This window comes from Pantoea sp. SGAir0184, assembly GCF_043544755.1.
In genome coordinates this window covers 1,969,599-1,983,519 of the sequence record NZ_CP028050.1, presented here as the reverse complement: position 1 = coordinate 1,983,519, position 13,921 = coordinate 1,969,599, and the positions used below count along the sequence as shown (strand labels likewise).

Here is a 13,921-nt window from a genome sequence, read left to right as displayed (position 1 = left end):
GTGCTTAACGTTCCGGAATCAGGCGGATAAAGTCGCGCTTATCCCCGGCATCCTGCTCATCCTGCGATTTTTCGGCCACCGGCTGCGCCTCAGCGATACGGCGCAGCAGCGCGTTCTGTTTCTTTTGCTCTTCCAGCAGCGCTTCCAGCAGCTGAAGCTGTTCACTGGCGCGCACGCTGGCCCGGTTAACAAAAAACCAGGCAATAAAGGCCACAACCACAATGATGGCCAGCACGCCATAGTTAAACAGCGGACCGGTACTGGCGGCTAATTCGTTCATAACTGCATCAATCCTCAAACATCATTCAGGTACATCGCCGCTGATTCTACTCGTTGCGTGCGGAAAAGATATGGTGGCGGAGATAAAGACGATTATCCCGCCTGCGTGCCGCTTTCAGTTATCTCTGATCGATCCGGCGAGAAAAGCGAGGCATGCTGCTACTATAGAGTTCGCAGCAATGCGGGAACAGCTGCGTTATGTAACACAAGGAGATAAAAATGAAACTACTGATTCGTGCGGTGATGGTGCTGGCTGTCTTGTGGCTGGCGATGCTGTTTACCGGCTACGGCGTGTTAACCGGCAGTAATAAAAACGCAGCCGGGCTGGGCTTACAGTGCAGCTACCTGACCGCGCGCGGCATGATTACCGCACAGTATCTGCACACCGACAGCGGCATTGTTGGCGTTACCGATTGTCCACTGCTGAAGAAAAGCGGCGAAGTGGTCGACAACTAAGTTAAGCCGCCTGCCGGGCTGCACGTCAGCCCGGCAGGATTCAGAACGGATAGTCGTAATAACCCATTTGCTCCGACACCTTACGCGCGGCACGGTGCAGCATCGCCACATACTCTTTTTTTGCCGGTTCGGAGAAGCGCACCGTCGGAAAAGAGAGACTCATGCCGGCAATCACCACGCCGAAGCGATCAAACACCGGTACCGCCAGACAGCGAATCCCCGCTTCCTGCTCTTCATTATCCTCACCAAAGCCCTGTTGCCTGACCTGATCCAGCACCGGCAGTAGCGCCTGCGCGTTGACGATAGTGTTAGCGGTGCTGCGACGGAATTCCACTTCACGCAGAATGTCGTTCACCTCCGCGCGCTCACGCCACGCCAGCAGCACTTTGCCGATGGCGGTACTATGCAGCGGATTACGCCGGCCGATGCGCGAATACATGCGCAGGTTATACAGCGAGTCAATCTTATGGATATAGACGATGCTGTCTTCTTCCAGCGCGCCGAGATGAATGGTCTCTTTGGTCTGGCGCGACAGTTCGCGCATCTCCACATCGGCGCTGCGAATCAAATCCACGTTCTGCAGCGCGTGCGCGCCAAGTTCAAACAGCTTGAGCGTCAGCGAGTATTTTTCGCTCTCGCCCTCCTGCGCCACGTAGCCGAGCGATTTCATGGTCTGCAGAAAGCGGTAGACCGTGCTTTTCGACATCATAACCCGCTGCGAAAGCTCGGTGATGCCGTGATCGCGCTCTTCACCCAGCGCCTGCAGAATGCCAAACACTTTCATCACTGATGATACGGCATCCGGCTGTTTATCGTTATCGCGGCTCGCCATGCGGGACTTCCTTAACGCTTTTGCAAAAAAAGCCAGTATAGAGGTTACAGCCGGACGGCGGCAACGACACATCCACTTGTAATTTTTGTCCATTAATGCGGTGATTTCAGGCAGAAAATTGATTAGCATGATGATATTCACTTACTTCACTTCTCTCTGTTTATGTCTCCTACCGTGTCTCAGGATGGATTACCCGTTCCACAGCGTTACGGCGCGATAATTACCATAGCGCTTGGCATCATGATGGCGGTGCTGGACGGCGCGATTGCCAACGTGGCGCTGCCGACCATTGCGCGTGAGCTGAACGCCAGCCCGGCGGAATCGATCTGGATCGTCAACGCCTATCAAATCGCTATCGTGATTTCGCTGCTGTCGCTGTCGTTTCTTGGCGATATGTTCGGCTACCGGCGCGTCTATCAGGTCGGGCTGGTGCTGTTTGTGTTCACCTCGCTGTTCTGCGCCCTCTCCTCGTCGCTGAATATGCTCACCGTGGCGCGCGTGCTGCAGGGCTTCGGCGGTGCGGCGCTGATGAGCGTCAACACGGCGCTAATCCGTATTATTTACCCGCAGCGCTTCCTGGGACGCGGCATGGCCATCAACTCGCTGATCGTGGCCGTCTCCAGTGCCGCCGGTCCCACGGTGGCGGCCGCGATTCTCTCCATCGCCAGCTGGAAATGGCTGTTCCTGATCAACGTGCCGCTCGGTGTGGTGGCGCTGTGGCTGGCGCTGCGCTTCCTGCCGGATAACACGCAGAAAGCGAAGCAGCAGAAATTTGATGTGCCGAGCGCCATCATGAATGCGCTGTTTTTTGGCCTGCTGATTTCAGCGCTGACCGGCTTCGCGCAGGGAGAAAATGGCTGGCTGATTGCGGGTATGCTGCTGGCGCTGCTGCTGATCGGCGTGGTGTTTGTGCGGCGTCAGCTGGCGATGCCGGTGCCGCTGCTGCCAGTAGATTTGCTGCGCATTCCGGTGTTTTCGTTGTCGATCGGCACCTCGATCTGTTCGTTCTGTGCACAAATGCTGGCGATGGTGTCGCTGCCGTTTTTCCTGCAAAACGTACTGGGCCGGGATGAAGTCGCGACCGGTCTGCTGCTGACGCCGTGGCCGCTGGCTACCATGGTTATGGCACCGATTGCCGGCCGTCTGATCGAGAAGTTTCATGCCGGGCTGCTGGGTGGGCTGGGGCTGGCGCTGTTTGCCGCCGGGCTGTTTCTGCTGGCGCTGCTGCCTGCACAACCCACGGATGCCGATATTATCTGGCGTATGATGCTGTGTGGTGCCGGCTTCGGGCTGTTCCAGTCACCCAACAATCACACCATCATCTCGTCGGCTCCGCGCCAGCGCAGCGGCGGTGCCAGCGGCATGCTCGGCACCGCGCGACTGGTCGGGCAAAGCACCGGCGCCGCGCTGGTGGCGCTGATGTTTAACCTGTTCAACGACAGCGGCACGCATGCTTCGCTGCTGCTGGCCGGGACCTTTGCCAGCGTGGCGGCGATCGTCAGTATGCTGCGCATGACGCAAAGCCGTCAGCCGGCAGAGTCATAAAAAAGGGCGCCCGCAGGCGCCCTGTTCATTTTCTATGTGGCTTACTTAAGGTAGGCACCGCTGCGCAGCGCTTCGATACGCTTGTCGAGCGGCGGGTGCGACATAAACAACTCGCTCAGCGATTTACCTTTTCCGTTAATACAGAACGCCATCATGCTGCTGGGTTCCTGCGGTTCGTAGCTGGTTTTCAGGCGCTGCAGCGCGGCAATCATCTTTTCACGACCCACCAGCTTCGCAGAACCGGCGTCGGCGTGGAATTCGCGATGGCGCGAGAACCACATGGTGATGATGCTGGCGAGAATACCAAACACCAGTTCCAGCACCGTCGCCACGGCAAAATAGACCAGCGGATTGCCGTTGCTGCTCTCTTCACCGTCGCGGTTGCCGGACAGGAAGCCAGACGCCACCTGCGCAATGATACGAGAAATGAAGATCACGAAGGTGTTCACGATGCCCTGAATCAGCGTCATGGTGACCATGTCACCGTTCGCGATGTGGGCGATCTCGTGCGCCAGCACCGCCTCCGCTTCGTCGCGGCTCATGTTCTGCAGCAAACCGGTGGAGACCGCTACCAGCGAGGCGTCACGGCGTGCGCCGGTGGCAAAGGCGTTGATATCGGGCGCGTGGTAAATCGCCACCTGCGGCATCGCAATGCCGACCTGCTGAGCCTGGCGGCCGACGGTTTCCATCAGCCAGCGTTCCGTCTCGTTACGGGGTTGTTCAATCACTTCACCGCCGACCGAGCGTAACGCCATCCATTTGGACATCAGCAGTGAAACAAACGCACCGCCAAAGCCAAACAGACCTGCCATAATCATCAGACCCTGAACACTGCTTGACTGGATTCCTGTCAGACTCAGAATCAGTCCGAATACCAACATCACCGCCAGGTTGGTGACCAGGAAAAGCGCAATACGCATCATAAACGTTAATCTTCCTCAGTTGTGCTCGCGCTCATGCGCGGATATACATCCTATGTCCATTGTGGCGCTTTTCAAGCGACCTTAATCTTTAAGTGCCTAAAAAGACATAACTTTACATTTGGTAATGGTAGCAGGTGCAGCCTGCCGGGCGGCGATTTCAAGGCAAAAAAAAGCACCGCCGCAGCGGTGCTGTAATTTCAGGCCGAAAGGTTACTTCGCTGCCGCCGGCGCTGGCTGATCTTTTTCCAGCTGGGCCAAATCGTTAGCGATTTTCACCGTTTCATCCAGATACGGATCCGGCTCTTTGTAGTCTTTCGGCAGATCGTCCAGGCTCTTCAGCGGCGCTTTGCCTTCCGCCTGGTAGCGCGCATTGATACGTTCCAGACGCAGCGCATCTTCTTCGTGGTTCTCTTTCTCGCGCTGAGCCAGATTGAGTGACACGATGTTACGCTTGTCCTTCATCGCGTTGAAACGCGCGATGTCTTTCATGATGTACTGGAACTCGCGATCTTTGGCGATGCGATCGGCGTGCTCTTTGGTCAGCTGCGGCACCAGCGGCGTGATATCGCCGGTTTTGGTGTAGGTCGCCGCGTTGATGCTGTCCCACGGCAGCGCGTTATCCTCAAACTTCTCGCCGGTCTCTGCCGCTTCCACACCGGTCGGCATCAGCAGGTCTGGCGTGACGCCTTTCCGCTGAGTACTGCCGCCGTTGATGCGGTAGAACTTCTGAATGGTGTACTGGACTGAGCCCAGCGCCGGCCATTCCGGACGCAGCATCTGATCGTAGATGCGGTTGAGTGAGCGATACTGCTGCACCGTGCCCTTACCGAAAGTCGGTTCGCCGACAATCAGCGCGCGGCCGTAATCCTGCATCGCCGCGGCAAAGATTTCCGACGCCGAGGCGCTGAAGCGATCGACCAGCACCACCAGCGGACCTTTGTAGTAAACGATGCCGTCGTTGTCGCTGTCCTCACGCACGCGACCATTATTGTCACGCACCTGCACCACCGGACCACTCGGAATAAACAGGCCGGAGAGCGATACCGCTTCGGTCAGCGCGCCGCCGCCGTTGGTACGCAGATCGATGACGATGCTGTCGACGTTCTGCTTCTGCAGTTTCTGCAGCTGTACTTTCACATCATCGGTCAGGCCAACGTAGAAGCCCGGGATATCCAGCACGCCGACTTTCTCTTTGCCGACGTTGTGCACGGTGCCCTTCACCGCGCGATCTTCCAGACGGATTTTCTCACGCGTCAGCGTCACGGTACGGGTTTTGGTGCCCTTGCCGGCTGGCAGGATCTCGAGGCGCACTTTGCTGCCCTTCGGCCCTTTGATTTTGGACACCACATCATCCAGACGCCAGCCAATCACATCTTCCATTGGCTTGCCCGGCTGGCCGACGCCCACAATGCGGTCGCCCACGCTGATGGATTTGCTCTTGGCCGCCGGACCACCAGCCACCATCGAGTTGATCACCGTGTAGTCATCATCCATCTGCAGCACGGCACCAATACCTTCCAGCGACAGGCTCATTTCGGTATTGAACTGCTCGGTGTTACGCGGTGACAGATAGTTCGTATGCGGGTCGATTTCATGCGCGAACGCGGTCATCGCCAGCTGGAACACATCTTCGCTGTTGCTTTGTGCCAGACGACGGATGGCAAAGTTGTAGCGCTTGGTCAGCGTCTCGCGAATCTCTTTATCATCTTTCCCGGCCAGCTTCAGGCTCAGCTCGTCATACTTCACCTTGGCATCCCACAGCGCGTTTAGCTCATCTGTGCTTTTCGGCCACGGTGCTTTGGCACGATCGATATCGATGGTGTCATTGCCGGTGAAGTTCATCGGGCGGTTCAGCACGCTGAGCGCATACTGATAGCGCTCGAAGCGGCGCTTCTGCGCCAGATTATAGAGATCGTAAAACACATCCAGCTTGCCGCTGCGCAGCTCATCACCGAGCGTGGTTTTCTTGTCGGCGAATTGTGCCACGTCCGACGCCAGCAGCACGTTATGGCTGTAATCGAGCAGATTCAGGTAGCGGTCAAAAATTTTCGCCGAAAAATCCTGATTCAGATCGAACTGACGATAGTGAGAGCGGGTGAAACGCGAAGTGACGCGTTCACTGACGGTAGGATGCTGTGCTTCTTCGTGTAACTGGGGAATCTGGTCGGCGCGGGTAATGTTGTCCGCGCCAAAGGTGGGGCCTGCCAGCAGCAGGCCCGCGATCATACCGATCTTAAAAATGCTGTTCATGCCAGGGTCGGGCCTCCGTTTCAGAACTGCAAGTGTTCTGCGCGCACAATCATTGCCAGGCCGGAAGCGAGCTGGACCCGGACGCCATCTTTGGTAATTTCCAGGATGGTAGCGTCCATTGCACTTTTGCCTGCTTTGACTTTGATGTTTTGACCCGCTTGCAACGTTGAAGTGTCAGTGACGGGTTTTGCCCGCGGTGGACGCGGAGCAGCCTGACGCTCACCGGCCGCAGCACGCGGTGCCTGTGGACGTGGCTTACGCGGTGCGTCACCCTCCGCCGCTTTACGGGCAGCAGGCTTGCGCGGACGACGCTCAGCGGTCTCTTCCCCGGCTTCACGTTTTTTCGCTTTTTGCTGCTCGCGCTGCGCCTGCACGCGCGCTTTGGCTTCTTCCAGCTGCTTGCGCGCATGTTCTACGTGCTGCTCATCCAGCACGCCACAGGCGTTGCCGTCGAGATCGACACGGGTGGCACCGGCTTTAATGCCGTAAAGATAACGCCAGCTTGAGGTATAAAGGCGTAAGGCCGAACGCAGTTGCGTCTTGCTCAGGCTGTTTTCGCCCTGAACGCGCTCCACCAGATCCTGAAAGATACCGATTTTGAGCGGACGCGCTTCACCTTCGGCGCTAAAGCAGTGCGGAAAACGCTGCGCCAGAAAGGCGATGACTTCTTTACTGCTGTTCAACTTAGGTTGATTTTCCATGAAATTTCCTGATTACAACGGGTTTGCCGACCAGAGCAGGCATGAACAGGCGACATTATAATGACAACATCGCCAAATGCTATGTGATCCAGTCGATTAGCTGCGCGTCAGCTGAAGAAATTTTTCAATGTCGCTGTTCGCCAGCACTGCACAAAGCCCGTCGGTAAGGGCTACCAGCCCCGCTTCATCCTCGCTATCGAAGCGAGAATAAACCGTACTGTCGATGTCGAGAACACCGACCATCGTGCCATTCACTTTCAGAGGAATCACGATTTCCGCGTTGCTGGCGGCGTCGCAGGCAATGTGCCCCGGGAAAGCGTGCACGTCCTCAATCCGCTGCACGCTATCCTCCGCAACCGCGGTGCCACATACGCCTTTACCCACCGGAATGCGTACGCAGGCGATTTTGCCCTGGAACGGACCCAGCACCAGCGTCTCAGGCTCGGTCAGCAGATAGAAGCCTGCCCAGTTAACCCCTTCCAGGCGTTCAAACAGCAGCGCACTGCAGTTGCCCAGCGCAGCCAGGAAAGAAGTTTCGCCCGCTAACAGTGCGCGGACATCGCGATTTAAATCCTCGTAAAAGGCTTTTTTGTTCATTGTTTAACCATAACTCATCACTGGCGTGACCTTGTTGTCACTCAGTTGTTAAAATAAGCACTAATAATCCAACCCCACAAGGTGAATCATTGTGTTAGTTACTATACCCTTAGCACGCTATGCTTGAGACTATTCTCGTACCATAGATTGATGCAGACAGACGAGCTCTGCTCCGCATGCCGGTAACTGTAACGAACAATGGGCCCCTTGCGTCATTTATGAAAATTCACGCCATCAGCCAGACGTTGCCCCACGCACGTTATCAGCGTTGCCCGCAATGCGATACCCTTTTTTCCTTACCGGATGTGAAATCGCATCAGTCGGCTTATTGCCCGCGCTGTCATGCCCGTATTCAGAACGGTCGCGACTGGTCAATGACGCGGCTCACTGCCATGGCCGTCACGATGGTCGTACTGATGCCGTTCGCCTTCAGCCTGCCGCTGGTGGATATCCGCCTGCTTGGCATGCGCATCAACGCCAGCCTGCTGGAGGGCGTGCTGCAGATGGCGCAACAGGGCAACGTGCTGACAGCCGCCATGGTGGCGTTTTGCACGATTGGCGCGCCAGTGACGCTGGTGGCCGGCATCTGCTATTTGTGGATTGGCCACGCGCTCGGCATGAACCTGCGCCCGGTCCTGCTGATGCTGGAGAAGCTCAAAGAGTGGGTCATGCTGGATATCTATCTGGTCGGCGTGGCGGTGGCATCAATTAAGGTGCAGGATTATGCCGCGCTGGAGGTCGGCTACGGGCTGGTCGCCTATATCGCGCTGACCATCATGAGCCTGCTGACGCTGATTCATCTCAATGTGGAGGAGCTGTGGGAACATTATTACCCGCAGTCGGTGCCGCACGAACCGCCCGAGCGGTGGCAGGTTTGCCTGAACTGCCACCATACCGGTATGCCCGATGAACGCGGACGCTGCACGCGCTGCCATACGCCGCTCGATTTTCGCCGCCGCCACAGCCTGCAAAAATCCTGGGCGGCGCTGATCGCCTCGATTGTGCTGCTGATCCCGGCTAACCTGCTGCCGATTTCGGTGGTGTACGTCAACGGTGCGCGGCGCGAAGACACCATTTTCTCCGGGATTCTTGGCCTCGCCTCCGGTAACGTGCCGGTGGCGGCAGTGGTGTTTATCGCCAGTATTCTGGTGCCGTTTACCAAGGTGTTAGTGATGCTGACGCTGTTGCTTAGCATCCATTTTAAGTGTGAACAGGGTTTGAAAACCCGCATCCGTCTGCTGCGTGCCGTCACCTGGGTGGGCCGCTGGTCGATGCTGGATCTGTTCGTCATTGCTTTAACCATGTCGCTGGTCAATCGTGACCAGCTGCTGGCTTTTACCATGGGACCTGCCGCCTTCTACTTTGGCGCGGCAGTCATCCTGACCATTATGGCCGTTGAGTGGCTCGATAGCCGCCTGATCTGGGATGCACATGCAACAGGAAACGCCGACTACACCGACTAGCGCTAATCTGCGTAATAAACGCAAGATTTCGCCGTTCTGGCTTTTGCCCATTATCGCCCTGCTGATTGCCGGCTGGCTGTTATGGACCAATTATCAGGAGCGCGGCACCACCATCACCATCAACTTCCAGACCGCGGACGGCATCGTGCCGGGCCGCACGCCGATTCGCTACCAGGGCGTGGAAGTGGGCACCGTGCAGGGCATTGTGCTGAGCGATGACTATCGCAGCATTCAGATCAAAGCCAGCATCAAGAGCGACATGCGCGATGCGCTACGGGAGAACACCCAGTTCTGGCTGGTGACGCCAAAAGCCTCGCTGGCGGGCGTCTCCGGGCTGGATGCGCTGGTGGGCGGTAACTACATCGGCATGATGCCCGGCGACGGCAAAGAGCGCGATCACTTCACCGCGCTGGACACCCAGCCAAAATACCGGGTAAACACCGGCGAACTGCTGATTCACCTGCACGCGCCCGATCTCGGCTCGCTCAACACCGGTTCGCTGGTCTATTACCGTAAAATTCCGGTCGGCCGCGTCTATGACTACAGCATCAACGGTAATACCGATGGCGTGACCATCGATGTGCTGATTGAGCGGCGCTTTACCAACCTGGTGAAAAAACAGAGCCGCTTCTGGAATGTCTCGGGCGTTGACGCCGATGTCAGCCTGAGCGGCGCCAAAGTGAAGCTGGAGAGCCTGGCCGCGCTGGTGAATGGCGCGATTGCCTTTGACTCGCCGGACAGCGGCGAACAGGCCAACAGCGATCAAAACTATCAGCTCTATTCGGATCTGGCACACAGCCAGCGCGGCGTGCTGATTTCGCTCGATCTGCCCAACGGCGACAACCTGAAAGCCGACAGCACGCCGCTGATGTATCAGGGGCTGGAAGTGGGCACTCTGACCAAACTGACGCTGCTGCCGGGCGGCAAAGTGTCCGGCGAGCTGACGATCGATCCCTCCGTCACCGGCCTGATGCGCAGCGGCACGCGGATTGAGATGCGCGCGCCGAAACTCAGCCTGACCGACACCAGCCTGAGCAGCCTGCTGACCGGTAATACTCTGGAACTGGTCCCGGGCGAGGGTGAGCCGCAGGATCACTTCAGCGTGCTGCCGGCCAGCGAAACGCTGCTGCAGAAGCCGGATGTGCTCACCGTTCAGCTCAGCGCGCCGGAAACCTACGGTATCGACGCCGGACAGCCGGTAATGCTGTATGGCGTGAAGATCGGCCAGGTTATTTCGCGCCGGCTGGATGAAAACGGCATCAGCTTTGTGGCGGCCATCAATCCGGAGCATCGCCAGCTGGTGCACGCCGACAGTAAGTTCATCGTTAACAGCCGTCTCGACGTTAAATTTGGCCTCGACGGCATGCAGGTGCTGGGTGCCAGCGCGCGCGAATGGGTCGACGGCGGTATCCGGCTGGTGCCGGGTGCGAAAGGTCAGCCGTCCAGCCGCTATCCGCTGTACGCCGACTCAGAGCGCGCGGCGGAAGGCATTACCGGCGATCAGCCGCCGACCACGCTCAAACTGACCGCCAACAGCCTGCCGGATGTGCAGGCCGGCTCGGTGGTGCTGTACCGCAAGTTCCAGGTCGGTGAAGTGGTGGATGTGGTGCCGCGCGCCGATGCGTTTGAGATTTCGGTCCATATCCAGCCGCAGTATCGCAAGCTGCTGACCAGCGAAAGCGTGTTCTGGGCCGAAGGCGGTGCCAAAGTCCAGCTTAACGGCAGCGGTCTGACCGTGCAGGCTTCGCCGCTGAACCGCGCGCTGAAAGGCGCAATCAGCTTTGATAACCTGACGGGCGCGCAGGCAGCGAAAGGCGTTAAGCGCGTACTCTATCCGTCAGAGACCGCCGCGCGTGCAGTCGGCAGCCAGATTACCCTGCACACCTTTGATGCCAGCAAACTGTCGGCCGGCATGCCAATCCGCTACCTCGGCATCAACGTCGGTCAGGTGGAGTCATTGGCGCTGAGCCAGGATAACAACCAGGTGGTGGCGAAAGCGGTGCTCTATCCGGAGTATGTGCAGGACTTCGCGCGCATCGGCAGCCGCTTCTCTGTCGTCTCGCCGGAGATTTCGCCCGCCGGCGTTAATCACCTGGAAACGCTGCTGCAGCCGTATGTGAACGTGGACCCGGGCAAAGGCGCGCTGGCGCGCAGCTTTGAGCTGCAGGAGAGCACCATTACCGACTCGCGTTACCTCAACGGCCTGAACATCTATGTGGATACCACCGAAGCCGGTTCGCTGTCGATTGGCACGCCGGTGCTGTTCCGCGGTGTAGAAGTCGGCACGGTCACCGGCACTTCGCTGGGTAACATGGCCGACCGCGTGCAAATCGCGCTGCGCATCAGCAAGAAGTATCAGCATCTGGTGCGTAACAACTCGGTGTTCTGGCTGGCCTCCGGTTATAACCTCGACTTTGGCCTGATTGGCGGCGTGGTGAAAACCGGCACCTTCCAGCAGTTCATTCGCGGCGGCATCCAGTTTGCCACACCACCGACGGTGCCGCTGGCACCACAGGCCGGTGCCGACAAGCACTTCCTGCTGCAGGATGAAGCGCCAAAAGAGTGGCGCAACTGGGGCACCGCGATTCCATCGCCAAACTAAGACAACGGGCAGCCTGCGGGCTGCCCGACTTATTTGCGCCAGGGATATTGCACACGGCTGTACCTGAGCCGGGCTCGGCGTTACACTTCGCCCTCACTTTGTTAGTCCGGTAGATATCCGTGTCCGATCGTTTTCCTGAAGATTTTCTCGCGCTGATGCGCGCCAGCCTGGCCGACGAGGCCGAACTCGAACGCTTTCTCGCCATCAGTCAGCAGCCGCTGCGCCGCAGTCTGCGCGTCAATACGCTGAAAATCAGCGTGGAGGATTTTCTCACGCGCGTGGCGGGCTACGGCTGGCAGCTGACGCCGATTCCGTGGTGTCGGGAAGGCTTCTGGATTGCGCGTGATGACGAATCGCTGCCGCTCGGCAGCGTCGCGGAACACCTCAGCGGTCTGTTCTATATTCAGGAAGCCAGCTCAATGCTGCCGGTCACCGCGCTGTTTGACGCCGCGCCGGATGCCCGCCAGGTGATGGACGTGGCCGCTGCGCCGGGCTCTAAAACCACGCAAATGGCCGCGCTGATGTGCAATCAGGGCGCGATCCTCGCCAATGAATACTCCGCCAGCCGGGTGAAAGTGCTGCATGCCAATATCAGCCGCTGCGGCGTCAGCAATGTGGCGCTGACCCATTTTGACGGGCGCGTCTTTGGTGCCGCGCTGCCGGAACAGTTCGATGCCGTACTGCTGGATGCGCCCTGCTCCGGCGAAGGCGTGGTGCGCAAAGATGCTGACGCGCTGCGCAACTGGACGCTGGCCAGCACCGAGGCCATCGCCGCCACCCAGCGCGATTTACTCGACAGCGCTTTTCACGCGCTGCAACCGGGCGGCACGCTGATTTACTCGACCTGTACGCTTAATACTATCGAAAACCAGCAGGTGATTGCCTGGCTGCAGCAGCGCTATCCGCAGGCGCTGGAAATTGTGCCGCTCAACGATCTGTTCGCTGGTGCCGAACGCGCGCTGACGCCGGAAGGGTTCCTGCACGTGTTTCCGCATATCTTCGACAGCGAAGGCTTTTTCGTCGCGCGGCTGCGCAAAACTGCCAGCGTGCCGCCATTGCCGGCGCCGACCTACAAACTCGGCAAGCTGCCCTTCTCGCCCGCCAGCCGCAAGCTGGTGGCGGAGATGGCGCAGGCCGCGCACAAGGTGGGACTGCACTGGGATGAGAGCCTGACACTGTGGCAGCGCGACAAAGAGCTGTGGCTGTTCCCGGCGGCGCTGGAGAGCTGGCTCAGCAAAGTGCGTTTCTCGCGTATCGGTCTCAAACTGGCAGAAACCTTCCCGAAAGGCTTTCGCTGGCAGCATGAAGCGGTGGTGGCGCTGGCGCAACCGGACAGCGCGCTGGCGTTCGAACTGGACGAAGCGCAGGCGGAAAGCTGGTATCGCGGACAGGATATCCATCCCGACACGCCGCCCGCGCGTGATGAAGTGATTGTCACCTACCAGCAGCAGCCGCTGGGCCTGGCGAAACGCGTTGGAAGCCGCATCAAAAACAGCTATCCGCGTGAACTGGTGCGCGACGGGCGGCTGTTCCGCTAACACGCATTACTGCAACTGCACCAGCGTCAGCCGGTTGCCAAATACCGCGCCGGTATCAATGTAATGCTGATTCGCGGCGTTAAGCGGCTGCTCCAGCGGCGTATGGCCAAAGTAGAACGCACTGGCACCGGCGATCGGCTGCGAACGACCGCGCTGATGGCGAGCGAGCCGGTCGCGGCTCCAGACGACCTGATGCCAGTCGACATCCTGTCCCAGTGCATAGGCACTGGCAGGATAGTCAGCATGAGCAATGACGATGACGTGCTCCTCGAATTGCAGATGTAAAATCAGCGGCAGTTCGGCACAGCGCTTCAGCGCATGACGCGCGGCAATCAGCCGCGCACCGCTCAGCTGCCAGAACCAGTCCCCGCCGTTCATCATCCACAGCATCGGATCGTCGCCCTGCAGCGCATCGAGTGCCATCTGCTCGTGATTACCGCGCACGCAGCGGAACCACGGCTCTTCCAGCAGTTGCAGACAGCCAAGGCTGTCCGGCCCGCGGTCGATTAAATCCCCGACCGATAGCAGCAGATCCTGTTGCCGATCAAAGCCCTGCCGCAGCAGCTGCGCATCAAGCTGCACGCGGCAGCCGTGCAAATCACCGACCACCCAAATATTGCGCCAGTTATTTGCACGCAGCGTCTGATAAAACATGTAATCTGCCCCGGTTGACTGGAAGTTTAGTAAACCCGGCATAAAGTATAGTCCGGTGAGGGGTAGCCGCGGAGGAATCAG

General features: G+C 58.5%; 12 protein-coding genes. 5 read left to right on the top strand and 7 right to left on the bottom strand.

Features of this window, described 5'->3' with window-relative positions:
* Nucleotides 1–4: 4 nt before the first annotated feature.
* The gene (locus C1N60_RS09295; RefSeq protein ID WP_127834152.1) at nt 5–280 is read right to left on the bottom strand and encodes a YebO family protein; all 276 of its coding nucleotides are present in this window, start codon (nt 278–280) and stop codon (nt 5–7) included.
* Between the two features lie 218 nt (nt 281–498).
* On the opposite strand from C1N60_RS09295, the gene C1N60_RS09290 reads away from it, so the two are divergent.
* Nucleotides 499–735, top strand: coding sequence for a YobH family protein (locus tag C1N60_RS09290; RefSeq protein ID WP_021510021.1), 237 nt, complete (start codon nt 499–501; stop codon nt 733–735).
* A 40-nt stretch (nt 736–775) separates the two neighbouring features.
* On the opposite strand, the gene kdgR is transcribed toward C1N60_RS09290, so the two are convergent.
* Entirely contained in the window at nt 776–1,567 is a 792-nt protein-coding gene (gene kdgR / locus C1N60_RS09285) for a DNA-binding transcriptional regulator KdgR (RefSeq protein ID WP_058771238.1), read from the bottom strand.
* A gap of 162 nt (nt 1,568–1,729) precedes the next feature.
* Between kdgR and C1N60_RS09280 the strand changes: the two genes are divergently transcribed.
* On the top strand, nt 1,730–3,112 hold the full coding sequence (locus tag C1N60_RS09280) for an MFS transporter (protein ID WP_058774591.1): 1,383 nt from the start codon (nt 1,730–1,732) through the stop codon (nt 3,110–3,112).
* Nucleotides 3,113–3,153: 41 nt separating this feature from the next.
* On the opposite strand, the gene htpX is transcribed toward C1N60_RS09280, so the two are convergent.
* From htpX to C1N60_RS09260, 4 genes are all read right to left on the bottom strand, one after another.
* On the bottom strand, nt 3,154–4,035 hold the full coding sequence (htpX, locus tag C1N60_RS09275) for a protease HtpX (RefSeq protein WP_021510018.1): 882 nt from the start codon (nt 4,033–4,035) through the stop codon (nt 3,154–3,156).
* 210 nt (nt 4,036–4,245) lie between these two features.
* Nucleotides 4,246–6,285, bottom strand: coding sequence for a carboxy terminal-processing peptidase (gene prc / locus C1N60_RS09270; protein ID WP_021510017.1), 2,040 nt, complete (start codon nt 6,283–6,285; stop codon nt 4,246–4,248).
* 20 nt (nt 6,286–6,305) lie between these two features.
* Complete coding sequence (gene proQ / locus C1N60_RS09265) at nt 6,306–6,986, bottom strand: RNA chaperone ProQ (RefSeq protein ID WP_010616374.1); 681 nt, start codon at nt 6,984–6,986, stop codon at nt 6,306–6,308.
* Between the two features lie 96 nt (nt 6,987–7,082).
* Nucleotides 7,083–7,583, bottom strand: coding sequence for a GAF domain-containing protein (locus tag C1N60_RS09260; RefSeq protein ID WP_058757745.1), 501 nt, complete (start codon nt 7,581–7,583; stop codon nt 7,083–7,085).
* 218 nt (nt 7,584–7,801) lie between these two features.
* On the opposite strand from C1N60_RS09260, the gene yebS reads away from it, so the two are divergent.
* The 3 genes from yebS to rsmF all read left to right on the top strand — a co-directional run bounded on the left by yebS (nt 7,802) and on the right by rsmF (nt 13,186).
* On the top strand, nt 7,802–9,046 hold the full coding sequence (gene yebS / locus C1N60_RS09255; RefSeq protein ID WP_058757746.1) for a membrane integrity lipid transport subunit YebS: 1,245 nt from the start codon (nt 7,802–7,804) through the stop codon (nt 9,044–9,046).
* Complete coding sequence (locus tag C1N60_RS09250; RefSeq protein ID WP_058771299.1) at nt 9,015–11,648, top strand: PqiB family protein; 2,634 nt, start codon at nt 9,015–9,017, stop codon at nt 11,646–11,648. Before yebS ends, C1N60_RS09250 begins: the two co-directional genes overlap by 32 nt.
* A 113-nt stretch (nt 11,649–11,761) precedes the next feature.
* Nucleotides 11,762–13,186: a 16S rRNA (cytosine(1407)-C(5))-methyltransferase RsmF gene (gene rsmF, locus C1N60_RS09245; RefSeq protein ID WP_394521747.1), complete on the top strand. Its 1,425-nt coding sequence runs from the start codon at nt 11,762–11,764 to the stop codon at nt 13,184–13,186.
* Between the two features lie 6 nt (nt 13,187–13,192).
* Here rsmF and C1N60_RS09240 read toward each other — a convergent pair whose 3' ends face one another.
* Nucleotides 13,193–13,840, bottom strand: coding sequence for a metallophosphoesterase (locus C1N60_RS09240; protein ID WP_394517463.1), 648 nt, complete (start codon nt 13,838–13,840; stop codon nt 13,193–13,195).
* Nucleotides 13,841–13,921: the final 81 nt, after the last annotated feature.

What these genes read in the sequence shown, in the direction of transcription:
- C1N60_RS09295 (WP_127834152.1), bottom strand. Translation starts at nt 280, where the DNA reads ATGAACGAATTAGCCGCCAGTACCGGTCCGCTGTTTAACTATGGCGTG.
- C1N60_RS09290 (WP_021510021.1), top strand. Translation starts at nt 499, where the DNA reads ATGAAACTACTGATTCGTGCGGTGATGGTGCTGGCTGTCTTGTGGCTG.
- kdgR (WP_058771238.1), bottom strand. Translation starts at nt 1,567, where the DNA reads ATGGCGAGCCGCGATAACGATAAACAGCCGGATGCCGTATCATCAGTG.
- C1N60_RS09280 (WP_058774591.1), top strand. Translation starts at nt 1,730, where the DNA reads ATGTCTCCTACCGTGTCTCAGGATGGATTACCCGTTCCACAGCGTTAC.
- htpX (WP_021510018.1), bottom strand. Translation starts at nt 4,035, where the DNA reads ATGATGCGTATTGCGCTTTTCCTGGTCACCAACCTGGCGGTGATGTTG.
- prc (WP_021510017.1), bottom strand. Translation starts at nt 6,285, where the DNA reads ATGAACAGCATTTTTAAGATCGGTATGATCGCGGGCCTGCTGCTGGCA.
- proQ (WP_010616374.1), bottom strand. Translation starts at nt 6,986, where the DNA reads ATGGAAAATCAACCTAAGTTGAACAGCAGTAAAGAAGTCATCGCCTTT.
- C1N60_RS09260 (WP_058757745.1), bottom strand. Translation starts at nt 7,583, where the DNA reads ATGAACAAAAAAGCCTTTTACGAGGATTTAAATCGCGATGTCCGCGCA.
- yebS (WP_058757746.1), top strand. Translation starts at nt 7,802, where the DNA reads ATGAAAATTCACGCCATCAGCCAGACGTTGCCCCACGCACGTTATCAG.
- C1N60_RS09250 (WP_058771299.1), top strand. Translation starts at nt 9,015, where the DNA reads ATGCAACAGGAAACGCCGACTACACCGACTAGCGCTAATCTGCGTAAT.
- C1N60_RS09240 (WP_394517463.1), bottom strand. Translation starts at nt 13,840, where the DNA reads ATGTTTTATCAGACGCTGCGTGCAAATAACTGGCGCAATATTTGGGTG.